The sequence below is a fragment of the Rhizobacter sp. J219 genome (assembly GCF_024700055.1).
Taxonomy (GTDB): Bacteria; Pseudomonadota; Gammaproteobacteria; order Burkholderiales; family Burkholderiaceae_C; genus Rhizobacter.
The window spans coordinates 3982958-4007603 of sequence record NZ_JAJOND010000001.1; the positions used below are offsets into that span (position 1 = coordinate 3982958).

General features: G+C 70.0%; 25 protein-coding genes. 8 read left to right on the forward strand and 17 right to left on the reverse strand.

Going from position 1 to position 24646, the window contains the following annotated elements; genetic code table 11:
- Positions 1–25: 25 nt before the first annotated feature.
- Positions 26–250 carry a hypothetical protein gene (locus LRS03_RS18820; RefSeq protein WP_257827426.1) on the forward strand — a complete coding sequence of 75 codons (225 nt, stop codon included), beginning with the start codon at positions 26–28 and terminating at the stop codon, positions 248–250.
- An 18-nt stretch (positions 251–268) separates the two neighbouring features.
- Here LRS03_RS18820 and phnE (LRS03_RS18825) read toward each other — a convergent pair whose 3' ends face one another.
- From phnE (LRS03_RS18825) to mnmH, 5 genes are read right to left on the reverse strand one after another with little or no spacing between them, the layout of a single operon-like run.
- Entirely contained in the window at positions 269–1036 is a 768-nt protein-coding gene (gene phnE, locus LRS03_RS18825; RefSeq protein ID WP_257827427.1) for a phosphonate ABC transporter, permease protein PhnE, read from the reverse strand.
- Positions 1033–1860 (reverse strand): phosphonate ABC transporter, permease protein PhnE, encoded by an 828-nt coding sequence (gene phnE, locus LRS03_RS18830; RefSeq protein ID WP_257827428.1) that lies wholly within the window; start codon positions 1858–1860, stop codon positions 1033–1035. The genes phnE (LRS03_RS18825) and phnE (LRS03_RS18830) overlap by 4 nt, the downstream gene beginning before the upstream one ends.
- Positions 1857–2669 carry a phosphonate ABC transporter ATP-binding protein gene (locus tag LRS03_RS18835; RefSeq protein ID WP_257827429.1) on the reverse strand — a complete coding sequence of 271 codons (813 nt, stop codon included), beginning with the start codon at positions 2667–2669 and terminating at the stop codon, positions 1857–1859. Before LRS03_RS18835 ends, phnE (LRS03_RS18830) begins: the two co-directional genes overlap by 4 nt.
- Complete coding sequence (locus tag LRS03_RS18840) at positions 2670–3527, reverse strand: putative selenate ABC transporter substrate-binding protein (protein ID WP_257827431.1); 858 nt, start codon at positions 3525–3527, stop codon at positions 2670–2672. It abuts the gene before it with no gap.
- A 22-nt stretch (positions 3528–3549) separates the two neighbouring features.
- Positions 3550–4596 carry a tRNA 2-selenouridine(34) synthase MnmH gene (gene mnmH / locus LRS03_RS18845; RefSeq protein ID WP_257827432.1) on the reverse strand — a complete coding sequence of 349 codons (1047 nt, stop codon included), beginning with the start codon at positions 4594–4596 and terminating at the stop codon, positions 3550–3552.
- 26 nt (positions 4597–4622) lie between these two features.
- On the opposite strand from mnmH, the gene selD reads away from it, so the two are divergent.
- Entirely contained in the window at positions 4623–5663 is a 1041-nt protein-coding gene (selD, locus tag LRS03_RS18850; protein ID WP_257827434.1) for a selenide, water dikinase SelD, read from the forward strand.
- Between the two features lie 4 nt (positions 5664–5667).
- Here the strand turns inward: selD and LRS03_RS18855 are convergent, their stop codons facing one another.
- Genes LRS03_RS18855 through LRS03_RS18865 form a run of 3 tightly spaced genes read right to left on the reverse strand, consistent with a single transcriptional unit; the run spans position 5668 to position 7069 of the window.
- Entirely contained in the window at positions 5668–6063 is a 396-nt protein-coding gene (locus LRS03_RS18855) for a DUF3037 domain-containing protein (protein WP_257827435.1), read from the reverse strand.
- Positions 6041–6817 carry a HipA family kinase gene (locus LRS03_RS18860; RefSeq protein ID WP_257829609.1) on the reverse strand — a complete coding sequence of 259 codons (777 nt, stop codon included), beginning with the start codon at positions 6815–6817 and terminating at the stop codon, positions 6041–6043. The genes LRS03_RS18855 and LRS03_RS18860 overlap by 23 nt, the downstream gene beginning before the upstream one ends.
- A 42-nt stretch (positions 6818–6859) precedes the next feature.
- The gene (locus tag LRS03_RS18865; RefSeq protein ID WP_257827437.1) at positions 6860–7069 is read right to left on the reverse strand and encodes an oxidoreductase-like domain-containing protein; all 210 of its coding nucleotides are present in this window, start codon (positions 7067–7069) and stop codon (positions 6860–6862) included.
- 59 nt (positions 7070–7128) lie between these two features.
- On the opposite strand from LRS03_RS18865, the gene LRS03_RS18870 reads away from it, so the two are divergent.
- Positions 7129–8019 (forward strand): alpha/beta fold hydrolase, encoded by an 891-nt coding sequence (locus tag LRS03_RS18870; protein WP_257827439.1) that lies wholly within the window; start codon positions 7129–7131, stop codon positions 8017–8019.
- On the opposite strand, the gene LRS03_RS18875 is transcribed toward LRS03_RS18870, so the two are convergent.
- The 3 genes from LRS03_RS18875 to LRS03_RS18885 all read right to left on the reverse strand — a co-directional run bounded on the left by LRS03_RS18875 (position 8020) and on the right by LRS03_RS18885 (position 11139).
- Positions 8020–9174 carry an ABC transporter substrate-binding protein gene (locus tag LRS03_RS18875; protein WP_257827440.1) on the reverse strand — a complete coding sequence of 385 codons (1155 nt, stop codon included), beginning with the start codon at positions 9172–9174 and terminating at the stop codon, positions 8020–8022.
- Positions 9175–9261: 87 nt separating this feature from the next.
- Complete coding sequence (locus LRS03_RS18880; protein ID WP_257827441.1) at positions 9262–10422, reverse strand: ABC transporter substrate-binding protein; 1161 nt, start codon at positions 10420–10422, stop codon at positions 9262–9264.
- A 255-nt stretch (positions 10423–10677) separates the two neighbouring features.
- Positions 10678–11139: an META domain-containing protein gene (locus LRS03_RS18885; protein WP_257827442.1), complete on the reverse strand. Its 462-nt coding sequence runs from the start codon at positions 11137–11139 to the stop codon at positions 10678–10680.
- A gap of 152 nt (positions 11140–11291) precedes the next feature.
- On the opposite strand from LRS03_RS18885, the gene LRS03_RS18890 reads away from it, so the two are divergent.
- Positions 11292–12917 (forward strand): FMN-binding glutamate synthase family protein, encoded by a 1626-nt coding sequence (locus LRS03_RS18890; protein ID WP_257827443.1) that lies wholly within the window; start codon positions 11292–11294, stop codon positions 12915–12917.
- A 148-nt stretch (positions 12918–13065) separates the two neighbouring features.
- Positions 13066–13713, forward strand: coding sequence for a LuxR C-terminal-related transcriptional regulator (locus tag LRS03_RS18895; RefSeq protein WP_257827444.1), 648 nt, complete (start codon positions 13066–13068; stop codon positions 13711–13713).
- A 105-nt stretch (positions 13714–13818) separates the two neighbouring features.
- Here the strand turns inward: LRS03_RS18895 and LRS03_RS18900 are convergent, their stop codons facing one another.
- Together LRS03_RS18900 and LRS03_RS18905 are read right to left on the reverse strand one after the other, a co-directional pair.
- A complete protein-coding gene (locus LRS03_RS18900) occupies positions 13819–14436 on the reverse strand; it encodes a glutathione S-transferase C-terminal domain-containing protein (protein ID WP_257827445.1) in 618 nt (205 codons plus the stop codon).
- A 42-nt stretch (positions 14437–14478) separates the two neighbouring features.
- Entirely contained in the window at positions 14479–15756 is a 1278-nt protein-coding gene (locus LRS03_RS18905; protein WP_257827446.1) for an amidohydrolase family protein, read from the reverse strand.
- Between the two features lie 71 nt (positions 15757–15827).
- Here LRS03_RS18905 and LRS03_RS18910 point away from each other — a divergent pair, with 71 nt between their 5' ends.
- The 3 genes from LRS03_RS18910 to LRS03_RS18920 all read left to right on the forward strand — a co-directional run bounded on the left by LRS03_RS18910 (position 15828) and on the right by LRS03_RS18920 (position 19391).
- On the forward strand, positions 15828–16802 hold the full coding sequence (locus LRS03_RS18910; protein ID WP_257827447.1) for a Bug family tripartite tricarboxylate transporter substrate binding protein: 975 nt from the start codon (positions 15828–15830) through the stop codon (positions 16800–16802).
- 92 nt (positions 16803–16894) lie between these two features.
- Positions 16895–17134, forward strand: coding sequence for a F0F1 ATP synthase subunit C (atpE, locus tag LRS03_RS18915; protein WP_257827448.1), 240 nt, complete (start codon positions 16895–16897; stop codon positions 17132–17134).
- Between the two features lie 70 nt (positions 17135–17204).
- Complete coding sequence (locus LRS03_RS18920) at positions 17205–19391, forward strand: acyl-CoA dehydrogenase (RefSeq protein WP_257827449.1); 2187 nt, start codon at positions 17205–17207, stop codon at positions 19389–19391.
- A gap of 6 nt (positions 19392–19397) precedes the next feature.
- Here LRS03_RS18920 and LRS03_RS18925 read toward each other — a convergent pair whose 3' ends face one another.
- From LRS03_RS18925 to LRS03_RS18940, 4 genes are all read right to left on the reverse strand, one after another.
- Positions 19398–20330 (reverse strand): cation diffusion facilitator family transporter, encoded by a 933-nt coding sequence (locus LRS03_RS18925; protein WP_257827450.1) that lies wholly within the window; start codon positions 20328–20330, stop codon positions 19398–19400.
- Between the two features lie 29 nt (positions 20331–20359).
- Positions 20360–22249, reverse strand: coding sequence for a potassium transporter Kup (locus LRS03_RS18930; protein ID WP_257827451.1), 1890 nt, complete (start codon positions 22247–22249; stop codon positions 20360–20362).
- 70 nt (positions 22250–22319) lie between these two features.
- A complete protein-coding gene (locus LRS03_RS18935) occupies positions 22320–23021 on the reverse strand; it encodes a response regulator (protein ID WP_257827452.1) in 702 nt (233 codons plus the stop codon).
- A complete protein-coding gene (locus LRS03_RS18940) occupies positions 23012–24568 on the reverse strand; it encodes a sensor histidine kinase (protein WP_257827453.1) in 1557 nt (518 codons plus the stop codon). Before LRS03_RS18940 ends, LRS03_RS18935 begins: the two co-directional genes overlap by 10 nt.
- Positions 24569–24646 lie beyond the last annotated feature (78 nt).

The window sequence follows — 24646 nt, forward strand, 5'->3', positions numbered from 1 at the left end:
ACCCCGGCACACAGGAGCAAACGCCATGTCCCAAAGCGCACGCATCACCGGCCCCGTGGTCTACCGCGAGGGTGACGGTCCCAACATCACGATCCCCGAAGGCCCGATCGAATTCCAGGAATCGGAGTTCGACGTGACGCTCAGCTGGGCCGAGGGCGACACCCGCGGGGTGACCGCCATCCCGCTCAGCGACTTCCACCGCTACCTCGCCGCCCGCGCGATCACGGTCGAGGGCCAGCCGGCCGGCTGAACCTAGGACCGGCCGCCGTCAGCGGGTGAGGGCGCGGCGCGCCAGCCACGAGAGCGCGTCCACGGCCAGCACCAGGGCCATCATGGCCAGCAGCACGGTGCAGCTCTCGTGCATCTGGAAGAGGCTCAGGTGGTAGCTGAGCATCTGGCCCAGCCCACCCGCGCCGACCACGCCCAGCACGGCGGCTGCGCGGATGTTGTTCTCCCAGCGGTAGAGCGCGTACGAGAGCAGCTGCGGCAGCACCTGCGGCAGCGTGGCCCAGAGAAAGACCTGCGGCCCCGCGATGCCGCGCACGCGTAGGGCCAGCGCAGGCTCGGGTGCGGCGTTTTCGATGCTCTCGGCGAAGAGCCGCCCCAGCACGCCGGTGGTGTGCAGCGCCAGCGCGAGCGTGCCCGGCAGCGGGCCCAGGCCGGCTGCCACCAGCAGCAGCGAGGCCCACACCAGCTCGGGCACCGAGCGCAGCACGTTGAGCACCAGCCGCGCGGCACCCCGCGCGAGCCTGTGGCCGCGGGCGCTGGCCGGCAGCGCGAGCAGCAACCCGGCCACCACGGCGAGCAGCGTGCCCAGCAGTGACATCGCCAGCGTCTCGCCGGCGGCCTGCAGCGTCTTGCGCAGGAAGCCGGCCGAGTGTTCCGGCGGGAAGAAGCTGGCGCCGAACTCGCCCATCTGGCGCAGCGCGCCGGGCGAGAGGAAGTCGGCCCAGCGCAGGTCCAGCGTCGCGAAGCTGGCGAAGACGAGTGCCGCGATGCCCAGCAGCACGAGAACACCGCGGCGCCGGGCCGTCATGCGATCTCCTTGCGCAGCCACGCACTGAGGCGGTCGCTCAACGCGACCAGCACGACGAAGACGAGCAGGATGGCGCCCACCTCGGCGCCGGCAAACATCTTGGCCGCGTTGTCGAGCTGCTGCCCGAGGCCGCCTGCGCCCACGAAGCCCAGCACCACCGACGAGCGGATCGCACACTCCCAGCGGTACAGCGTGTAGCTCGTCAGCTCGGGCGCACATTGCGGCAAGGCGCCGAAGCAGAACGCCTGCAGGCGGCTGCTGCCGTTGCGCAGCAGGGCCTGCGTGGGCATCGCATCGCTGCTGTCGAGGATCTCGGCGTACACCTTGCCGAGCATGCCGCCGTAGGCGATGGCGATCGCCAGCACGCCGGCCGTCGGCCCGAGCCCGACCACCCGCACGAAGACCAGCGCCCACACCAGCTCTGGAATGGAACGCAGCAGCACCAGCAGCCAGCGTGCCGCCTGGCGCAGCGCCCACGGCGCGGCGGCCATGCGCGTGCCGAGCGCGCTCACCGACAGCCGCGTGCTCGCCAGCAGCGCCAGCGGCACCGCGATCAGCCACGCCAGCGTGAGCCCGGCAGTGGCGATGGCCACGGTGCGCCAGGTTTCGCGTGCCAGCAGCTGCAGGAATTCGGCGTCATGCCGTGGCGGTGCGAACTCGCGCAAGAACTGCCAGGTGGCCGCGAGGCTGCGGGCATCGGCGAGCGTCAGCGGGTTGAATTCGGTCCACACCACCAGCGGCCACAACAGCACCGCACCCACCAGCAGCGCCGACCAGCGGCGCAGCCACGCCGGGTCGCGCAGGGGCGTGGCGGCGGTGTTCAACGGCACATCGCCGCGGGCAGGGCGGCGGGGTGCGGCGGCGGGCCGGGGGGCGGTGTGCCGGCCTCGTCGCTGCCCGCATAGAGCGCACGCAGGGCCTCGTCGCCGAGGCCGCTCGACGGGCCGTCGTAGACACACTCGCCTTGGCGCAACGCCACGATGCGCGGGAAGCGCTCGCGCGCCACCGCCACCTGGTGCAGGCTGCACACCAGCGTGCGCCGCTCGCGTTGTGCGCGTGTGGTGAGCGTGGTGATGACCTGCTGCGCACGGGTCGGGTCGAGCGCTGACAGCGGCTCGTCGATCAGCCACAGCTCGGCCTGGGACACCAGCGCGCGGGCCAGGCCCACGCGCTGGCGTTCGCCGCCCGAGAGGCGGTCGACACGGTCCCAGAGCTTGTCGGCCAGATCGAGCGTGGTCAGCGCTTCATGCGCCAGCGAGGCCTGCGCCGGGTGCCACAGTGTGCGCAGGCTCGCCCACAGCGTCATCGATGGCAGGCGGCCGGCCAGCACCGAGGCCACGACGCGCTGGCGCGGCGGCAGCGGTGGCACCTGCGGGGCGAGAAAGAGGCGGGCGCGCAGGCGCTGCCGCGCCGCCGCGCCGAGAGACCAGGGGTCGGTGCCGAACAGCCGAAGCTCGCCCGCCAGCGGCTGCAGCGCGCAGGCCAGCGCCATCAGCAGCGTGGTCTTGCCGGCGCCCGACGCGCCGATCACCGCCACCTGCTCGCCCGGTTCGATGCGCAAGCTCACACCGCGCAGCGCGGCACTGCGTGCCCCGGCGGCGGCTGCGACCGACAGCTGCTGCAGCTCGACCACTTACTTCAGCAGCCCGGCGTTTTCCGCCGCAGCGCGGATGCCGGCGTAGTTCTCCGCCTTGGTCGGCACGAAACGCGTCGCGCGCTGCAGCGCGAGGATCTCCTTGCCCTGCGGCGTGTTCGGGTCGAGCGCCAGGAAGGCGGCCTTGATCTTCTCGCGCAGCTCGGCCGGCATGTCGGCGTGCACCGTCCAGTTGTAGTCGTAGTAGGGCGGCGTCGTGTAGAAGACCTTCACCTGCGCGGTGTCGACCTTCTTCTCGGCCACGAACTTCTCCCACACCGAGATGTTGAGTGCGCCGGCGTCGACCTTGCCGCTGGCCACCGCGGCGATGGTCGCGTCGTGCGCGCCGGAGAAGCTCACGCGCTTGAGGTCGGTGTCGGGGTTGATCTTGGCGGCCAGCAGGAAGCTGCGCGGCATCAGGTGCCCCGAGGTGCTGGAGGCCGAGCCGAAGCTGAGCGTCTTGCCCTTCAGGTCGTCGAGCTTCGTGATGCCGCCCTTCGCGTCGGCGATGAACACCGAGCGGAAACGTTCGTCTTCCTCGCGCTGCACCAGCGGCACCATCTTGCCGCCCGATCGCACATGCGCCTGCACGAAGGTGAAGCCGCCGAACCAGGCGAGGTCGATCTTGCGGTGGACCAGCGTCTCGACCGCCGCGGGGTAGTCGGTGACCGGCGTCCACTCGACCTTCATGCCGAGCCTGGCTTCGAGGTAGGCGCCGAGCGGCGCGAACTTGCGTGCCAGCTCGGTGGGCGATTCGTCGGGGATCGCGGTGACCCGCAGCACCGGCGTCTGGGCATGGGCCCATGGGCCTGCGGCGAGGGCGGCGAGGCAGAGCAGGTGACGGCGAAGGAGAGACATGCAGTGGGTCCTCATGGGTGGGTCAGGAAAGAGAGGCGATCCGGCGGGCCAACGCGGCGATGCCGTCTGGCGTGAGGTCATCGGTCTCGATGCGCCTCGCCTGCGTGAGCCGTTGCAGGTGGCGGCCCTGCGAGCGGGCGTACTGCGGATCGTAGTGCTCGGCCATCATCGCGGCAAAGAGCGTGGGCAGCTCGCGCGCCTGCGCCCAGGCCTGCCATTGGGTGAGGGTGTCGTTGGGCAGCAGGCCCTTGAGGCCGCCGAGCTTGTCGGCGAGCGCTTTCGGGTCGTCGCCAAGCCAGGCGTAGTCGCGCAGCAGGTAGGCAAGCCGTGCCTCGGGCGTGGCGGCGATCTCGACCACCGGGCTCTCGCGCAGGCGCAGCAGCAGCGCATCGGGCACGGTGATGCGGCCGATGCGCCGGCTTTCGGCCTCGACCCACACGCGGCGTGACGGGTCGAGCGCTTCGAGCGCGCTCATCAGTTGCGTCTCGAAACCCTTCTGCGACGGCTGCTCGCGGCCGGGCACCGCGCCCAGCACCGAGCCGCGGTGTGCGGCCAGCGCTTCGAGATCGAGCACCTGCTCGCCTTGCTCGCGCAGGGCTTGCAGCACGCGGGTCTTGGCGCTGCCGGTCGGGCCGCACAGCACCTGCAGCTGCAGCGCAGGGCACAGCGCCTCAAGCCTCTGGATGACATGGTGGCGAAAGGCCTTGTAGCCGCCCTTGAGCTGCTGCGCGTCCCAGCCGACCAGGCGCAGCCAGGTGACGAAGCTGCCGCTTCGCATGCCGCCTCGCCAGCAGTAGACGAGTGGGCGCCAGTCGCGCGGCTTGTCGGCGAAACGCTCGTCAAGGTGGCGGGCGATGTTGCGCGCGACCATCGCGCCGCCGATCTTGCGCGCCTCGAAGGCCGAGACCTGCACGTAGGTGGTGCCGGTGATGCGCCGCTCTTCGTCGTCGAGCACCGGGCAGTTGATGGCGCCGGGGATGTGGTCGAGCGCGTATTCCGAGGGCGAGCGGGCGTCGATGATGACGCTGAACTCCTTCAGATCTTCAACGGTGTAGAGCTTGTGACTCATCGCTGGTTTGGTCGACACTCGCGGGCATGGACCCGATCAAATTGACTTCGTTTTCCCACGGCGGCGGCTGCGGCTGCAAGATCGCGCCGGGCGTGCTGGCCGACATCCTCTCGCGCGCACCCCAAGGGCTGATCCCGCCGGAGCTGATGGTGGGCACCGAGACGGCCGACGATGCCGCGGTGTACCGCCTCAACGACCAGCAGGCCCTGGTGGCCACCACCGACTTCTTCACGCCGATTGTCGATGACCCGCGCGACTTCGGCCGCATCGCGGCCACCAATGCGATTTCCGACATCTACGCGATGGGCGGCACACCCATCATGGCGCTGGCCTTGGTCGGCATGCCGCTCGACAAGCTACCGCTCGAGGTGATCGGCGCCATCCTCGAAGGCGGTGCCAGCGTGTGCCGCGAGGCCGGCATCCCGATCGCTGGCGGCCACTCGATCGACGTGCTGGAGCCGATCTACGGCCTGGTGGCGCTCGGCCTGGTGCATCCGCAGCGCGTGCGCCGCAACGCCGACGCGAAGGCCGGCGACGTGCTGGTGCTCGGCAAGCCGCTCGGCGTGGGCATCCTCTCGGCCGCCTTGAAGAAAGGCCGGCTCGACGCCAAGGGCTACGCCGAGATGCTGCGCCACACGACGCAACTCAACCGCGTGGGCAGCGTGCTGGCCGAGATCGACGGCGTGCATGCGATGACCGACGTGACCGGCTTCGGCCTGCTCGGCCACCTGCTGGAGGTGTGCCGCGGCTCGAAGCTGGCGGCCGAGGTCGAGATGGCGCAGGTGCCCCTGATCGGCACGGCCAGCGCGTTTGCACGCGAAGGGGTGGCCACCGGCGCGTCGGCGCGCAACTGGGCGGGCTACGGCGCCGCGGTGACGCTCGGGGCGGCGATCGACCCGTGGCAGCACGCGCTGCTCACCGACCCACAGACGAGCGGCGGCCTGCTCGTGTCGTGCGCGCCCGAGGCGGCCGAGGCGGTGCTCGCACGATTCGCGGCCGCGGGCTTCGACGATGCGGCGGTGGTCGGCCGCCTCGTCGCGGGCGAGCCGTGCGTGCGAGTGGCCTGAGTCCTCAGGCCGACGAAACGCGCACCATCCGCTCGATCAGCTTGTCGAGTGCGAGGTCGAGGTTGTCGCAGCGGCCGGTGTGCACCGGCGAGGTCTGGATGACGGTGCTGCGCGGCGCGACCAGCCAGTCGAAACGTTCGCGTGCCGACAGCTGGCCCAAGGCGCCGGCCGCCTCGCCGCCGGCGCAGATGTCGGGGATGGCCTGCAGCGTGGCGCGCACTGGCACGAGGTCCAGCCCCGGCGCGAGCGCGAGCACGCGGGCCTCGTCGAGTTCGATGCGGGCCTTGAGGAAGTGCGCACGCTTGCACGACACGATGGCGCCCACGTTGACGAACTCGCCACGCTCCACGCGCGGCACCACGCGCACGATGGCGTAGTCATACGTGTGCAGCGTGGGCACGGGCGGCCTCCTCGGCAAAGGCGCGCGGCGCTTGCAGCCGGCGCATGAAGTAGTCGACGTAGGCACGGCGCTGGGCGGCCGGGCCCGAGAAGAAGGGGTCGGGCAGCAGCCAGGCCTCGGGCACCAGCGACACGATCTCGGCAATGCGCTCGGGCGTGAGGACGGCGGCCATCGCGGCGTCGACGTCGGCCAGGCGGTTCGCGAAGGGCAGTAGCACGTGGTCCTTGATGGGTGCGAACGGCCTGGCCGCGCGCTGCAGGAAGTCGTCCCAGCTGTGGTGGAAGTAGAGCGCCGCGCCGTGGTCGATGAGCCAGAGCCCGCGGTGCCACAGCAGCAGGTTGGCGTTGCGCGGAGTGCGGTCGATGTTGGTCACGAGGGCGTCGAACCAGACGATGCGCGAGGCGAGTTCGCCGTCGGGCCGCTCGGCCAGCGGGTCGAAGGTCACCGAGGCCGGCAAGTAGTCGAGCGCGAGGTTGAGGCCGTCGCTGGCGCGGATCAGCTCCTGGATCTCGGGGTCGGGCTCGGTGCGGGCGAGTTCGGCATCGAGCTGCATGAAGACGATCTCGGGCACCGGCAGGCCGAGTGCCCGCGCCAGCTCGCCCGCCACCAGCTCGGCGACGAGCGCCTTCGGCCCCTGGCCGGCGCCACGGAACTTGAGCACGTAGAGCCCGTCGTCGTCGGCCTCCACGATGGCCGGCAGCGAGCCGCCTTCGCGCAGTGGCGTGAGGTAGCGGGTGGCGTGGACGGTGCGCAGGGCGGCCATGCGCGGCATTGTCGACGCAAGGGCGCTGGGCCGCTAAGGCGCGAGCCGCAGCAGCGCTTCTTCGCGCCAGTAGTCGACGGCGGCGTACCAGCCCTCCCACACGCAGCCGTTGCAGCCACGTCCGCAGCAGGTTGTGGGCTCGGGCGGTGGCGGGCGCAGCGTCACGCCGGCGGCCTGCGCGCGTTGCTGCAGTTCGCTGAACATGGCCTGGGCATCAGCCACGGTGGTGATCGGGGTCAACATGATGAAGGCGGCGAGGATAGCCGCCCCATGACAAGATCGCAGCCCCGGAGGTGAGCACCATGGCATGGTTCGACGGTTTCGAGGCGAAGCGGTACGAGGTCAACGGCCAGCAGATCTTTGCCCGAACCGGCGGCGCGGCCGGTGGGCCGCCGCTGCTGCTCTTGCACGGTTTCCCGCAGACGCATGTGATCTGGCACCGCGTGGCGCTGCGCTTACGCGATCGCTTCTTCCTCGTGATGCCCGACCTGCGCGGCTACGGCGATTCGTCGAAACCGCCGGGTGACCAGAACCACGCCAACTACAGCAAGCGTGCGATGGCCGCCGACATGGTGGCGCTGATGCGCGCGCTGGGGCACCCGCGCTTCGGCCTCGTCGGTCACGACCGCGGTGGCCGGGTGGCGCACCGTCTGGCGCTCGACCACCCCGATGCGGTGACGAAGCTCAGCGTGCTCGACATCGCCCCCACGCTCGACATGTACAGCGCGACCGACATGCGCTTCGCCGCGGCCTACTACCACTGGTTCCACCTGATCCAGCCGGCGCCGCTGCCCGAACGCATGATCGGCGGCGACCCGCTCTTCTACCTGCGCTGGAAGCTGGGGGGCTGGGGCAGCGCCGGCATGGGCTACCTGGAGCCCGAGGCCATCGCCGAATACGAACGCTGCTTCGTCGTGCCCGAGAGCATCCACGCGATCTGCGAGGACTACCGCGCCTCGGCCGGCATCGACCTCGAACACGACCGCGCCTCGCGCACGGCCGGCCAGCGCATCGCCTGCGACACGCAGGTGCTGTGGGGCACGCGTGGCGTGGTGCAGCGCATGTTCAAGCCGCTGGAGCTGTGGCAGGCGCAGTGCGCCGGCCGCGTGAGCGGCGAGGCGCTGCCCAGCGGCCACTTCGTGCCGGAAGAAGCGCCCGCCGAGACGGCCCGGGCGCTGCTCGCGTTCTTCTGATCAGGAACGAAGAATCCCGTCGGGCCCGAAGACGCCGAGCTTCACGGCGGTCGTGCCCACGTAGGGCGCGGCGTTGGTGAAGTTGATCGCCACCTCGCCCACCTCGAAGTTGCGCAGGCCCGCGAGCGCACTGCGCAGCTTCTCGCGCGTGACGTCGCGGCCTGCGCGGCGCAGCGCTTCGGCGATCACCTGCGCGTTGATCCAGCTTTCGAGGCCCAGCCCAGTGGTGGTGAGGCCGGCCGCCTCCATCGACGCATGGAAGTTGCGCACCACCGCGAACTTCATCACCTGCGCGCTCGGGAACACCGAGGCCATTGCCAAACCCTGCAGGTGCTTGCCCAGGCGCTTGGTGTCGGTGAAGGTGACCGACAGGCCGATCACCGGCAGGCCGGCCGCCTTCTCGCGCAGCGAGAGGATGAGGTCGGTGGTGCCGGTGCCGGTGGTGCCGAGGAACACCGCCCCGGCCTTGCTGTCGACGATCTGCTGCGCCACCTCGGCGTGGTTCTTGCCGTCGACCGCGAGCGCGATCGAGGCCACGGCCTTGAGCTTCTGGTCTGCGAGCACACGTTGCGCGTTGCCCAGCACTTCCTTGCCGAAGGGGTTGTCGAGGTAGACGACCGCGATGTCCTGCAGGCCCATCTGCACCAGCTGCTGCACCATGCGCGTGACTTCGTCGGTGTAGCTCGGCCGGATGTGGAAGGTGTTCTTGAACTCGGGCTTGCGCAGCGAGGCGGCGCCGGTGATGGGGCCCAGCACCGGGATGCCCGCCTTCTCTGTCATCGGCAGGATGGCGCCGTTGTTGGGCGTGCCGATCAGCGACATGAACGCGAGCGCGCTGCTGTCGTCGATCATCTTCTTGATGTTCTCGACCGTGCGCGGTGCCTGGTAGCCGTCGTCCTTGCTGACGATCTTCAGCTCTCGGCCGTGCACGCCGCCGGCCTTGTTGATCTGTGCGAAGGCAGCCTGGATGGCCTTGGTGTGGTCCTGCCCGGCGTTGCCGAGCGGGCCGGTGAGGGCCGTCGAGTTGCCGATGGTGATCGACTTGGACGTCACACCGTCTTCGGCGGCCCAGGTCGGAATCACCCAGCTGGCGCCGCCGAGTACGGCGGCGCCCTGGCTGGCACGGGTGAGGAAGTGGCGGCGGTTGAGGCTCATCGGTGCTGTCTCCTGGCTGTATGTGTGTTGTGCCGCGATGTTCATCGAGGCGCTCAAACCGACGGTATCCGTTCAAACGTGATCAGTTCAAACGCGGAGTGTGAGGTCGGGGCCCATCACGCCGAGCTTCACCGGCAACGTGCCCACGTAGGGCGCGGCGCTGCTGAAGTTGATGACCAGTTCGCCGACCTCGAAGCCGCGGATGCTGGCCAGCGAGGCGCGCAGCTTGTCGCGGTGGAGGTCGCGGCCGGCGCGCCGCACGCCTTCGATCAGCACGCGGGCGTTGATCCAGCTTTCGACGGCCGAGCCGGTAGGCGCATCGAAGCCCATCGCGTCCATGTCGGCCTGGTGCTCGCGGATGAGCGCGAACTTCTTGCTCTTGAAGCTCGGGAAGATCGAGGCCATCGCCAGGCCCTGTGCCTTGTCCTTGCCGAGGCGCGGCAGGTCGGAGTAGGTGACCGAGAGGCCGACGATCGGGATCGAGCCCATGTTGTTGCGCAGCGCGATCACGAAGTCGGTCACGCCCGAGCCGGTGGTGGCGAGGAACACGGCACCGGCGCGCGAGTCTTCGACCCGCTGCGCCACCTCGGCCGCGTTCTTGCCGTCGAAGGCGAGTGCGAATTCGCCGCTGGCGGTCAGCTTGGCGGCGGCAAGTGCGGCCTTGCCTTGCGCCAGCACTTCCTTGCCGAAGGGGTTGTCGAGGTAGACGAAGGCGATGTTCGACAGGCCCATCTTCACCAGCTGCTCGACCATGCGCGTCACTTCCTCGCCATAGCTCGGGCGGATGTGGAACACGTTGCGCAGCTGCGGGTTGCGCAGAGCGCCCGAGCCGGTGATGGGGCCGACCAGCGGGAGGCCGGCCTTCTCGATGATGGGCAGGAGCGCCGCGGTGTTGGGCGTGCCCACCTGCGAGACGAGCGCCATCACCGAGTTCTCGGCCACCATCCGCTGCACGTTCTCGGCCGACTTGGCCGGCTGGTAGGCGTCGTCCATCGTGATCAGGCGCAGCTCGCGGCCATGGATGCCGCCGGCGCGGTTGACGGCGGCGAAGGCGGCCTGGATGCCCATCACGTGGTCCTTGCCCGAGGCGCCCAGCGGGCCGGTGAGCGGCAGCGAGCTGCCGAAGGTGACGTGCTTGGAAGACATGGCTTCCGCAGCGGCCTGGGAGCTCGGCAGCCAGACGGCCATGCCGAGGGCGGTGGCGGTCTGGGCAGAGCGACTGAGGAAGAGGCGGCGGTTCAGGGTCATGGGGTACTTCGCAGGAGATGGACAAATCGGCAGCGCATCGGCTCGCCTTCGCACGCAGGTGCGACAGGGCGGCGTTGGCGCTCAACTGGTCGGCAGGCTAGTGAGCGAGAGGCGGCGGGCTCCGTCACCTGCGTGACAGGCGCGGGTTTCCCTTTGGAGAGTGCGTCGTCGTTCACGGTCGTTTGGCACGACTTGCTATGCACGACCGTGCTAAAACAACGCGTGGCATCTCGAAGTGGCTGGCGGTGAGGTACTTCAACGCGCGGGTGTGGCGATGAAGGTGAGCTTGACCACGTCGCCTTGCAGCAGGCTCAGCTGGCGGCCCTCGACGCGATAGCTGTCGATGCCGGCGAGGGCCTGCAGGAAGCGCGTTTCCTGCTGCATCACCCCGGGTTCGCAGGCCATGCGGGTGGTGGCGAGCGGCTTGAGGGCGAGCGAGGTGCCGCGCTGGATGTAGCGGCCGCTCAGCGTGTTGCAGCCGGCGAAGCCCGACAGGTGCTGCGAGGCTGCGCGCAGGGACAGCTGTGCCCGCCCGCGCGGGCCGCTCGCGGCCACCGGGGCGCCGTCGATCGTCTGCAGGCTCCAGCGGGTGTCGCGCAACGGGATGTTGCTGCCGGTTTGGCCCAGCGGGCCGGACGCCGGCGCGGCCCACAGCGTGGGCGTGAGGCCGAGGGCGCCGCACAGCAGGGCCAGGCGCGAAAGAAAGGAGGCGGGCATGCAGACTCGCAAGGCGAAAGGACCGCGCGAGCATACGAATCTGCAGGGGAGGTGTCCATGCCGTCATTCGCGCACACCTGCGCCGCGCGCCGCGTCTACCATCGGCCCGACCGGGCCCCGGGCCGCGGCACACGAGGGAACGCGAGGGAACCATGCACGCCTGGCTGCACACGCTCAACCAGTACTACCCGGTTCGCTACACGGCGTGGCTCCTGTGCGCCGTGGGCCTGCTGCTGAGTGCCTTCGCGTGGGTGGGCTTCGGCACAAGCGGCATGCTGGTGCTCCTGTTCGCCCTGCTGCTGGCCCTGGGCGTGCACGACGTGCTGCAGACGCGCCACTCGGTGCTGCGCAACTACCCGGTGATCGGGCACCTGCGCTTCCTGCTCGAGTTCATCCGGCCCGAGATGCGCCAGTACTTCATCGAGAGCGACAACGAGGCGGCGCCGTTCTCGCGCCAGCAGCGTTCGCTCGTCTACCAGCGCTCCAAGGGCGAACCTGACAAACGCCCCTTCGGCACGCAGATGGACGTGGGCGCCACCGGCTACGAGTGGATCAACCATTCGCTCGTGCCCACCACGCTTGCCACGCACGATTTCCGCGTGACCATCGGGGTTGGGCGGGCGCAACCGTATTCGGCGAGCGTCTTCAACATCTCGGCGATGAGTTTCGGCGCGCTGTCGGCCAACGCCATCCTGGCGCTCAATGCGGGCGCCAAGCGTGGCCACTTCGCGCACGACACCGGCGAGGGCTCGATCAGCGTGCACCACCAGCAGCATGGCGGCGACCTGATCTGGGAGGTGGGCTCCGGCTACTTCGGCTGCCGCGACGCGCAGGGCCGCTTCGACCCCGAGCGCTTCCGCGCCAACGCGACGCTGCCGCAGGTGAAGATGATCGAACTCAAGCTGAGCCAGGGTGCCAAGCCCGGCCACGGCGGCGTGCTGCCGGGGCCGAAGGTCACGCTCGAGATCGCTGCGGCGCGCGGTGTCGCACCATGGGTCGATTGCATCTCGCCCGCGAAGCACAGCGCCTTCGACACGCCGATCGAGATGATGCAGTTCATCGACCGGCTGCGCGACCTGTCGGGTGGCAAGCCGACCGGCTTCAAGCTCTGCATTGGTCACCCGTGGGAATGGTTCGGTCTCGCCAAGGCCATGCTCGAGACCGGCATCACGCCCGACTTCATCGTGATCGACGGCGCCGAGGGTGGCACCGGCGCGGCGCCGCTCGAATTCACCGACCACGTGGGCGCACCGCTGCAGGAGGGGCTCTTGCTCGTGCACAACACGCTCGTCGGCCTGAACCTGCGCGACAAGATCAAGCTCGGGTGTGCCGGCAAGGTCATCAGTGCCTTCGACATCGCGCGCATGATGGCGCTCGGCGCCGACTGGTGCAATTCGGCACGCGGCTTCATGTTTGCGCTCGGTTGCATCCAGGCGCAGAACTGCCACACCGGCTTGTGCCCCACCGGCGTGAGCACGCAGGACCCGCAGCGCCAGCGCGCGCTCGTCGTGCCGACGAAGGCCGAGCGGGTGTTCCAGTACCACCAGAGCACGCTCAAGGCGCTGAAGGAACTGGTGCAGGCCGCCGGCCTCGATCACCCCGCGGGCATCACGGCTTCGCACATCGTGCGCCGCTGCAGCGACCACCAGGTCAAGCTGCTCGCCAACCTGCTGTCGTTCGTGCAGCCGGGCGAGCTCTTGCACGGCGAGATGCCGCACAACGTCTTCAAGCTGTACTGGCCGATGGCCAGCGCGCACAGCTTCCAGGCAAGCCCGTAGACGAAGCGGACACCCACGCGATCGGGCCTTGTAGCAGCTGGCTACAACGCCCCCCGAACACGGGGATGAACGCGGGTTTGAGGGGATGCACCATGCGTTGGCTGTCACAACAATGCCCCGCCAGTCAACGCATTCCAGCACCTCCTTCATGCCGTCCGTCGTCCTGCTCCAGCGCGATCACGAAGCCAGCCCCCGGCTGCGTGCGCTGATCGATGCGACCGACACCTTCTGGGTGCGTGACGAGGTCCACACGGTCGAGCAGGCCCGTCGCGTGATGCGGCACAACGCCCCCGACATCCTCGTCACCGACCTGCGCGTGCAAGATGGTGAAGTCGAGCCGCTGCTGGGCGAGCTGCGCCAGGCGGCGCGCTCGCAAGGGCCGCACGTGCTGGTGACCATGGTCTCGCACGACGACGCCCTGCTGCTCGAAGCGCTGCGAGCCGGAGCTGATGGCTACTGGGTGCACACCAAGACGCACGACGCGCTGATCGGCGCCCTCGAGCAGCTGTGGCGCGGCGAGTCGCCCATCTCGCCGAGCATCGCTCGCCAGCTGCTGTCGCACTTCCGCAAGCCGCCTGCGCGCCGCTACGACACCATGACCGAAGCGCTCGACCCGCTGGTGCTCACCGGTGTCGAGCAGGAAATCCTGCAGTGGGTGGCGCAGGGTTATCTCGTCGACGAGATTGCGCAGCAGTGGCACGCCAGCGTGCACAGCGTGGCCTGCGGCATCCGCCGCGTGTACCACAAGCTGCAGTTCGACCAGCGCGCGAGCACGCTGTCTCTGCGCGCTGCGTAAACCGCCCCCCAGTCGCTGCGCTCCTGTCCCCAAGGGGCGCCACCCATCGGGCCGGGAAACCCGTCCCTTGGGCGTTGCTTGATGAAGCGTCTCGCTTCGCGACGCTCAAGCTTTGGGCGGTACGGTATCGATGAAGCTCTGCCGCTGTGCGAGCTTCGCCTCCAGCTTTTCCAGGTTGGGGTACTGGTTGCGCCAGTCGATGTGCGCGAAGCGGAAGTCGAGGTAGCCGAGCGCGCAACCCACCGCAATGTCGGCCAGCGAGAAATGGATGCCGCTGCAGAAGGGTTTGTCGCCCAGGCCCTGGCTCATGGCGGCAAGCGAGGCGTGCACCTTGTCCATCTGGCGGCTGATCCACGTGGCGCTGCGTTGTGCTTCGCTGCGGCCAGCCCAGGTCTGCTCCAGGCGGGCGAGGATGGCCGCGTCCATCACGCCATCGGCCAAGGCTTCCCAGGTGCGCACTTCGGTGCGCTCGCGGCCGCGATCGGGGATGAGCTTGCCCACTGGCGAGAGCGTGTCGACGTATTCGACGATCACGCGCGAGTCGAACACCGCTTCGCCACCCTCCATCACCAGGCACGGCACCTTGCCGAGCGGGTTGGACTTCATGATGGTGTCGCGATTCCACACGTCTTCGAGTTCGAGCTGGTAGTCCAGCCGCTTCTCGGCCATCACGATGCGCACTTTTCGAACGTACGGACTGGTGAGCGCGCCTATGAGTTTCATTGGTAAGACTTCCCTGTTGTCGAAACGATTCTAGGGGGAGTTCTACCGGCGAAGTGTCCAGTCCACGCTGGCCGGTCGGCCGGGCAAGGCGAGGCTGGCGGTGGCCGCGGGTGTCTGCGCGATCACCTGGCCGCGGCGCACCACCGCGAGCCGGGTCGAGCGCAGGCGGATCGCCTCGACCGGGGAGCGCGCCTGCAGCAACACGAAGTCGGCGTGGCAACCCGCATCGAGGCCGTAGCCTTCGAGGCCCAGCATGCGCGCCGGGTTCACCGTCACCGCGTCGAAGCACTGCTTCATCTGCGCCTGCGACGTCATTTGCGCCACGTGCAGGCCCATCGCGGCCACTTCGAGCATGTCGCCGCTGCCCAGCATGTACCACGGGTCCATCACACTGTCGTGACCGAAGGCCACGTTGACGCCCGCGGCCAGCAGCTCGGGCACACGCATCATCCCGCGGCGCTTGGGATAGGTGTCGTGCCTGCCCTGCAGCACGATGTTGGCGAGCGGGTTGGCGATCGCCTGGATCTGCGCTTCGGCCATCAGCGGGATCAGCTTGCTCGCGTAGTAGTTGTCCATCGAGTGCATCGACGTGAGATGCGAGCCCGCGACACGCCCATGCAGGCCGAGCCGCTGCGTCTGATAGGCAAGCGTCTCGATGTGGCGCGATAGCGGGTCGTCGGTTTCATCGCAGTGCATGTCGACGCGCAGGCCACGCTCGGCGGCGATCTCGCAGAGGAGTTTCACGCTGTCGGCACCCTGTTCAGAAGTGCGCTCGAAGTGCGGGATGCCGCCCACGACCTCCACGCCCTTGTCGAGTGCACGCTTGAGGTTGTCGACGGCATTCTTCGAGCGCAGCACGCCGTCTTGCGGAAAGGCGACGAGCTGCAGGTCGAGATAGGGCTTCACCCGCTCCTTCACATGCAGCAGCGCGTCGACGGCGAGCAGCCGGTCGTCGCACACGTCCACATGCGAGCGCACTGCGAGCAGGCCCTTGGCCACCGCCCAGTCGCAGTACTGCAACGCGCGCTCGACCAGCGCCTCTTGCGTCAGGAGCGGTTTCAGCTCGCCCCACAGCGCAATGCCTTCGAGCAGCGTGCCGCTCGCGTTGACCCGCGGCAGCCCGTGGCTGAGCGTCGCGTCCATGTGGAAGTGGGCGTCGACGAAGGGCGGGCTCAGCAAGAAGCCCTGCGCATCGAGCACCGGCATGCCGTCGGGGGCGTTCAGGCCCGGGCCGACCGCGGTGATGCGACCGCCCTGCGCGAGCACATCGATCCCGGTGCGCCCATCGGGCAGCGTGGCATTGCGAACGAGCAGATCCATGGGGCGGCTCCTGAGAGAGGCGAAATCGATTCTGACTTACGCTTGCCCTTCCCATGCAAGACACGTACCCCATGATCACCAAGAGACAGCTTCTGGCGTCGGCCGCGGCCGTGCTGCTCCCGCTGGCGCCCGCGATGGCGCAGACCACCGCCTGGCCCACCAAGCCCGTGCGGCTGGTGGTCGGCTTCCCTGCGGGGTCGTCGCCCGACCTGATGGCGCGTGCGCTCTCCGAGGGCCTGTCCAAGGCGCTCGGCCAGCCGGTGGTGATCGACAACAAGCCCGGCGCCTCCGGCAACATCGCCGCCGACCAGGTGGCCAAGGCCACCGACGAGCACACGCTGGGCATCGTGATCAACGGCAACCTCACGGTCGCCCGGCTCATCAACCCCACAACACCCTTCGACCCGGCGCGCGATTTCGCGCCGATCTCGCTGCTGGGCACGGCGCCGCTGGTGCTCACCGCCGCCGCGAGTGCGAGCGGCGGCACGCCGGCCGAGCTGCTGGCCTGGGCCAAGGGCCTTGGCGACAAAGGCAACTACGGCACGCCTGGCAATGGCACCGTGGCCCACCTCGGCATGGAACTGCTCAAGAGCAAGACTGGCATCGCCGCGGTGCACGTGCCCTTCCCCGGCAACCCGCAGGTGGTGACGGCGCTGCTCGGCGGCCAGGTGCAGCTGTCGCTGCTGCCGCCGGGCATCGCGATGCCGCAGGTCAAGTCAGGCAAGCTGAAGGCAGTGGCCGTCACCTCGCCCACCGTCAGCGCGCTGGTGCCCGACGTGCCCACGCTGCGCGAAGCGGGTGTCCACGGCACCGACCTCGAGGTGTGGACGGCACTCGTCGGCCCGGCCTCGCTGCCCCGGCCGGTCGTGGCGCGCATGGCCGCGGCCGTGGCCGAGGTGATGAAGCAGCCCGAGACGCAGGCCCGCGTGCTCAGCGCCGGCTGGCAGGCCGTGGGCAGCGCGCCCGAGGGCCTGGCCCAGCGCATGAAGGCCGACACCGCCCAGCTGTCCGACATCATCACCAGCCGGAACATCAAGGCTGACTGAACCTGCGGGGCAGGGCCATGACCTCCGAGGTCATGGACGCCATGCGGCCACCGCGAGACCATCTCCTTGCACTAACCACAAGGAGCAATGACATGGAAGGCATCAACCTCCTCCCCCTCGCGGTGGGCCACATGATCGGCCTCGGCGCCATCGGCTCGTGCCTGGGCGTGGGCGTGATGGCGAGCAAGTACCTCGAAGCTTCGGCGCGTCAGCCCGAGATGATGGAGCCCTTGCAGGGCAAGGTGTTCCTGCTGGTGGGCGTGCTCGATGGCGCGTTCATCATCGCGACCGGCATCGGCCTCTGGTTCGCGACCGCGAACCCCTTCAGGTGAGTCGGATTCCTACGGCGTTGCGCGCCGTGGGCTGATGCCTCCTACCGGCGGGCCGACCTAGGCTCGCCCCATGGGACTGCACCGCGTCGTCGGGCGCCTCGCGATGGCGCTGTTTGCCAAGGCCTTGCCCGCGATGGGCGAGACCGAACGCGCGGCGCTTGAGGCGGGTACCGTGGGCTTCGAAGGCGATCTCTTTTCAGGCCGTCCCGATTTCGACGCGCTGATGCGCCGCGGCCGCGCGAGTCCCACCGAGGCCGAACGCCACTTCATCGAGCACGAGGTGCGGGCGCTGTGCGCCATGCTCGACGACCACGCCATCGACGAAGCACGCGACCTGCCGCCCGAGGTGTGGCATTACCTGCGCAAGCACCGCTTCTTCGGGATGATCATCCCGCGCGAGCACGGCGGCCTCGGCTTCAGCCACGCGGCGCATGCCGAGGTGGTGGCGAAGATCGCCACCGTCAACATCGCCTGCGCGGTGACGGTGATGGTGCCCAACTCGCTGGGCCCGGCCGAACTGCTGCTGCGCTACGGCACCGAAGCGCAGCAGCAGCACTACCTGCCGCGCCTGGCCGATGGCCGCGAGCTGCCCTGCTTCGCGCTCACTTCGCCGTACGCGGGGTCGGACGCCGCGTCCATCCCCGACCGCGGCGTGCTCACCGAGCGCATCGTCGACGGCCGCTCGGTGCGCGGCTTCCTCGTGCGCTTCGACAAGCGCTACATCACGCTCGCGCCGGTGGCCACCGTGGTCGGCCTCGCCTTCCAGGCCGTCGACGAGACGCGGCCCGAGGGTGAGCAGGACCTCGGCATCACCTGCGCACTGCTGCCCGTGCCCACCCCGGGCCTGCAGATCGGCCGCCGCCACCGCCCGATGGATTCGGCCTTCATGAACGGCCCGGTGCGCGGCGAGGAGGTCTTCGTGCCGATGGACTGGGTGATCGGCGGCGAAGCACAGGTGGGCCAGGGCTGGCGCATGCTGATGGAGTGCCTGGCCGAGGGGCGCGCGATCTCCCTGCCCGCGCTCGGCGCGGCGATGCAGCAGACGGCGCTCTTCGTCGTCAACGGCTACGGCCAGGTGCGCGAGCAGTTCGGTCTGCCGATCGGGAAGTTCCACGCCATCGCGGCGATCACCGCCGGCATCGCCACCCGCCTCTACGCCACCGATGCCGCCCGCCGCTACACCGCGGCCGCGCTCGACGCGGGCGAGCGCCCGAGCGTGGCCAGCGCCATCCTCAAGGTGCAGCTCACCGAAGCCGGCCGTCGCGCCGTCATCGACGGCATGGATGTGCTCGGCGGCAAGGGCATCGTCGCCGGCCCGAAGAACCTGCTCGGCGTGGCGTACCGGCATGCGCCGATCTCGATCACCGTCGAGGGTGCCAACCTGCTCTCTCGGGCGCTCATCATCTTCGGCCAGGGCGCCACGCGCTGCCACCCGCACGTGCGCGACGAGATGGCAGCGGTGGCTCAGCACGACGAGGCCGCGCTCGGCCGTGCCCTGCTCGGGCACGCCGGCCACGTGGTGCGCAACCTCTGGCGCAGCGTAGTGCACGCGCCGCTGCGCGGCCGTGTGCCGCAGGCGTTGACGCCCGAGGCCCGCCGCATCGCGAAGCTCTCGGCGCAGTACGCGCTGAGCGCCGATCTCGCGATGGGTCTGCTCGGCGGCCAGCTCAAGCGCATGGAGCTGCTGTCGGCGCGGCTGGGCGACGCGCTGTCGCACCTGTACCTCGCCGCCGCCTGCGTGTGGCGCTACGACACCGAGGGCGACCCCGCGATGCTGCCGCTGGCCCGTGCGGCGATCCACGAGCAGCTGCACCACGCGGCGTCGCTGTTGCGCGATCTGTACGCCAACCTGCCGTCGGGCGCGCTGCGCAGGCTGTCGCCGCTGTGGCTGCGCGGCCTCGGCGGGCTCGGGCCCTTGCGTGACCAGGAGGTGCTTGCCCTCGCCGAGGCGCTGCGCACACAGCCCGCGCTGGTGCGGCGGCTGTGCCCCGATGTCTCGCGGCCCAAGAGCGGTGGCCTGCTCGACCTGATGGAAGCACTCGACGCCGCCCAGTCGGTGAGCCACGAGGTCGACGACCTCAACCGCGCATTGCGCCGCACCGGCTCGCTCGAAGCGGTGGCGCGCCGCTCGCGGCGCCCGGCCGCGGCCCTGGCGTACCTGCGCGCGGCCGAGCGGGTGATCGCGGTCGACGATGTGGAAAGCGGCGCCAGCGCGGCGCGGCCACGCCTGTTGCGCTGGATCCTCGGGCGCGGCTGAGAGCGGCTAGGGACTCGGGGTGTGCGCCGGGGCGTGCCACGGGTCCACGTGCGTCATCACGTTGAGCACCCGGTGATGCTGCTGCATCACCCTTTCGCGTGCGGCCAGCGCGATGTCGTGCCCGGCCTCCACGCTCAGGCTCGCGTCGACCTCGATGTGTGCATCGACCAGCACCATGTCGCCCATCTTGCGGGTGCGCACATCGTGCACGCCGGCCACGCCGTCGGTGGCCGCGAGCGTGGTGCGGATCGCGTCGACCTCTTCCTGGTCGACGGCGTGGTCCATCAGGTCGTTGAGCGAGCCCCAGCCGTAGCGCCAGCCCATGCGCACGATCATCAGGCCCACGATGAGCGCGGCCACCGCGTCGAGGAACGGGTAGCCGGCGAGGCTGCCGCCGATGCCGAGGGCCACCACCAGCGAGCTGGCCGCGTCCGAGCGCGCATGCCAGGCGTTGGCCACGAGCATGCTCGACTTGAGCCTCTGTGCCACGCGCAGCAGGTAACGAAAGAGCAGCTCCTTGGCCGCGAGCGTGAAGAGCGCCATCCACAGCGCCGCGGGCTGCACCCCGGCGGCCGACGGGGTGGCGAGCTGGTTCACCGCCGACCACAGCATGCCGGCACCCACGCTCATCAGCAGCGCGCCCAGCAGCAGCGTGGCGGCGTTCTCGAAACGCTGGTGGCCGTAGGGGTGCTCGGCATCGGCGCCCTTGTGGCTGTGGCGGTTGACGAAAAGCACCACGAAGTCGGAGACCAGGTCCGACAAGGAGTGCAGCCCGTCGGCCACCAGCGCCTGCGAACGTGCGGCCAGCCCGATCGCGATCTGCGCCGCGGTGAGCACGAGGTTGACGGCGACGCTGACCCAGGTGCTGCGCGCAGCGGCGCGGGCCCGCTCGGCTGGGGTGGCGGTGCCGGGCTCATCGGGTGGTGGATGCAGGATCACGGCCCGAGCCTAAGCGAAAAACGCCGGCCTCAGATCTGCACCCGGGTGCCCAGCTCGATGACGGCGTTGTCGGGCAGGCGGAAGAACTCCGACACACGCCCGGCGTTGCGGCTCATCGCGGCAAAGAGCGTCTCGCGCCAGCGTGCCATGCCAGCACCGGCGGTGGCCACCACGGTCTCGCGGCTGAGGAAGTAGCTGGTCTCGAAGGCAGGCACCGCGAGGCCCTGCGCCGCGCAGCCGTCGAGCGCGCGCGGCACGTCGGGGGTCTGCATGAAGCCGAAGTGCAGCGTGACCTGCCAGAAGCCGTGGCCGAGATCGCGCATTGCCAGCCGCTCGTGGTCTGCCACCCAGGGCACCTCGGCGAAGTGCACCGTCAGCACCACGTTGCGCTCGTGCAGCACCTGGTTGTGCTTGAGGTTGTGCAGCAGGGCCTGCGGCACCGTCGTCGGGTCGGCCACGGGGTAGACGGCGGTGCGGGGGATGCGCGGCCGCGTCTCCTGCGGAAGCTGGTCCACGAAGGCCTGCAGCGCGAGCCCTTCGTGGCGGATGCTGTCAATCAGCAGGCTGCGGCCGCGGGCCCAGGTGCTCATCAGCGCAAAAAGCCCGAGCCCCGTCGCGATGGTGAACCAGCCGCCGTCGAAGAACTTGACCGAGCAGCTCACCACCAGCAGCAGGTCGATCGTGAGGAAGAAGCCGGTGGCCCCCAGCGCCACCGGCAACGGCAGCTTCCACGCGTGGCGCACCACCACGTAGGTGAGCAGCGTGGTGATGAGCATCGTCACCGTCACCGCGATGCCGTAGGCGCCAGCGAGTGCACTGCTGCTGCCGAAGCCGATCACCACCGCGGCCACGCCGAGCGCCAGCGCCCAGTTGACCGCCGGGATGTAGATCTGCCCGGCCTCGCGCGCCGAGGTGTAGTGCATCTCCATGCGCGGCAGGAAGCCGAGCTGGATGGCCTGCTTGGTCATCGAGTAGGCCCCCGAAATGACCGCCTGCGACGCGATGATGGCGGCGAGCGTGGCCAGCACGATGGCCGGCACCAGCCACGCGCCGGGGAAGAGGCGGAAGAACGGGTTTTCGATCGCCCCTGGGTCGCGCATCAGCAGCGCGCCCTGGCCGAGGTAGTTGAGGGCGAGCGAGGGCAGCACCAGGCCCATCCACGCGAGGCGGATCGGCTTGGCGCCGAAGTGGCCCAGGTCGGCGTAGAGCGCTTCGGCGCCGGTGACGGCGAGCACGATCGCGCCGATGGCGGCGAGCACCATCCAGCCGCGTTCGTGCAGGAAGTGCCACGCGTGCAGCGGGTTGAGCGCGGCCAGGATGGCCGGCTCCTGGGCGACCTGCACGAGACCGGTGACCGCGAGCGCGGCGAACCACAGCACGATGATCGGCCCGAAGGCCTTGCCCACCACGCCGGTGCCGAGGCGCTGCACCGCGAAGAGCAGCGCCAGCACGGCGAGCGAAGCCGGCGCGACGTAGGGCTTGAGCGCCGGTGTGGCGACTTCCAGCCCTTCCATCGCGCCGAGCACCGAGATCGCCGGCGTGATGACGCCGTCGCCATAGAAGAGCGTGGCGCCGAAGAGCCCCACCGCCAGCAGCACGCGCCGCAGGCGCGGCCGGTGCCGCACCGCTTCGGCGGCCAGGGCGGTGAGTGCGAGGGCACCGCCTTCGCCGCGGTTGTCGGCGCGCAGGATGAGGATCACGTACTTGAAGGTCACGATGAGCATCAGCGTCCAGAAGATCGCCGAGCACGCGCCGATGAGGTGGGCCGCATCGAGCGGAATGCCGGTGGCCGGCTCGAAGACCGCCTTCATCGTGTAGAGCGGGCTGGTGCCGATGTCGCCGTAGACGACGCCGATGGCGCCGAGCGTCAGGGCGGCGAGGCCCGCGCGGCGGGCGTCTGCCGAAGTGGGGTGTGACATGCGTGTGAGACCGAAGACGAGAAGGCGCCAGCGTGCGCGCCCGCGCATCAGGAACGCATAAGCGCCGGCCTCAGGCTTCGTCGTCGTGCGGCTCGGCCAGCCGGTAGCCGACGCCGGGTTCCGTGAGCAGGAGGCGTGGCTCCGCCGGTTCGCGCTCCAGCTTGGCGCGCAGCTGGCCCATGTAGAGCCGCAGGTAGTGCGTGTGGGCGGTGAAGTCGGCGCCCCACACGTCGGCGAGCAGCTGGCGGTGGGTGACCACCTGGCCGGCGTTGCGCACCAGGCGTGCAAGCAGGTTGAACTCGGTCGGCGTGAGGCGCACCGCCGCGCCGTCGAGTTGCACCTCGCGTGCGGCGAGGTCGATCGACAGGCCGTCGCGGGCATAACGTGTGATCGACGGCCGCAGCTGCGTGCCACGGTGGCGCAGTGCCACGCGCATTCGCGCAAGCAGCTCCGCCACGCCGAAGGGCTTGACCAGGTAGTCGTCGGCTCCGGCGTCGAGCAGCCTCACCTTCTGGCCCTCGCCTTCGCGCGCCGAGACCACGATGAGCGGCGTGGTCTGGCGGCGGCGCAAGGTGGCGAGCAGCGTGTCGCCATCCCCATCGGGCAGGCTCAGGTCGAGCAGCACCAGGTCGACCGTGGTGTGCTGGAGCAGCGCCAGGCCTTCGCTCAGACTCGCCGCGGTGCGCACCTCATAACCCTCGACCGCGAGCGCCTCGCGCAGGGTGTTGCGCAGCTCGCGGTCGTCTTCCACCAGCAAGACGCTCAGGCGCATGACGACCCCTCTTCGATCGTGGGCGGCGGTGCCGCCGGCAGCCAGCATTCGAAGCTCGTGCCACCGTGGCCGCGCGGCCGCAGCTTGAGCTCGCCGCCGTGCGCCCGGGCGATGGCGCGGCACACCGCGAGGCCCACGCCGGCACCGCGCCGCTGGCCGCCGTGCGGTGCGAACTCGCCACGCTGGAAGACTTCGAACACCCGCTCGCGCCAGCCCGGTGCGATGCCGGGGCCCCGGTCACGCACCGCGAAGACGATGTGTTCGCCCTGGCGTCGCACCAGCAGCTCCACCGGCGCCTCGGCGGGGCTGTACTTGAGCGCGTTGTCGATCAGGTTGTCGAGCAGCTGCGTGAGCAGGATGGCGTCGCAGCGCACCAGCGGCAGGCCGGGCTCCAGCCGTGCGCGCACGCGGCGCGTGGGGTCGTGCCGTCGCGCACGCTGCAACACGCTGCCGACGAGCTCTTCGGCCGATTCCCAGTCAAGCAGCAGTTGCACCTCGGGGCTGTCCAGGCGGGCGAGTTGCAGCGTGTTGTCGGTCAGCCGGCCAAGCTGCACCGTCTCGTCGACGATGGACTGGGCGAAGCGCTGCCGCTGCGCGGGGCTCAGGCGTTCGCCCTGTTCCTGCAGCGACGAGGCTGCGCCCATGATGGCCGCCAGCGGCGTGCGGTAGTCGTGCGAGATCGCGGCGAGCAGGGCGTTGCGCAGGCCCTGGAGCTGCGCCTGGCGCTGCGCGTCGGCCGCCTCGCGGCGCACCTGCGCGCGCTGCAGTGCGAGACCCATCTGGTCGCACAGCGCCTGGGCCTGCACACGTACACCGTCGCCGGGCGGGGCCAGGGCGGCAAAGCCGACACGCAGCGCGCCGAAGGCCGCCTGGCGGCCGCGCAGCGGCAGGTACCACTCGGGCAGGTCGGCGTGGCGGCCGGTGCCGGGCCCGAAGGCCTGCGCCTGCCGCGTGCAGTGCCACAGGCCCGAGAGCACGTGTGCGTCGTGTTCGCCGACGATGAGCGCGGCTGCAGGGTCGTCCTGGGCAGGCAAGGTGCCGCGCAGTACCAGCAGCGTGGGCGGCGTCTGCAGCAGGGCCGCCAGTGTGGCGTGCAGCGGGCGGGCCTGCTCGACCGGGTCGTCGGTGTCGCGCAGGGCATCGCCAAGCTGCCGCAACTGGTCGGCCTGCAGCGCCAGCCTGCGCGCCTGCTCCGCAAGCTGGCGCTGGCGTGCCACCACTGCCGCCACCACCCAACTCACCGCCAGCATGCCGCCGAGCAGCAGCGCGTCTTGCCGCAGGTCGACCGCAAAGGTGTGGCGCGGCGGCACGAACCACCAGTTGAAGCCCAGCACCGACAGCGCGGTGACCGTCAGCGAGACGGCCATCGGCCACCACAGCGTGGCCAGCGCCGATGCCAGCACCAGCAGCATCGCAAGGCCCGCCAGGCCGACCTGGCCGACCTGGCCGTCGAGCGTGGCCATCGCCGCCCAGGCCAGCACCCAGACGCCCGCACCCGCCCCAAGCCGGCGCGCAAGAGAGGGTGACCAAAACCCGAGCCTGCTCATCGTGAAAGACACGGTAGCAGGCCCTGCATCAGGAATGCATCAGCAACGCATCAAGTGCGCCCCGGGCGCCCGCACCGC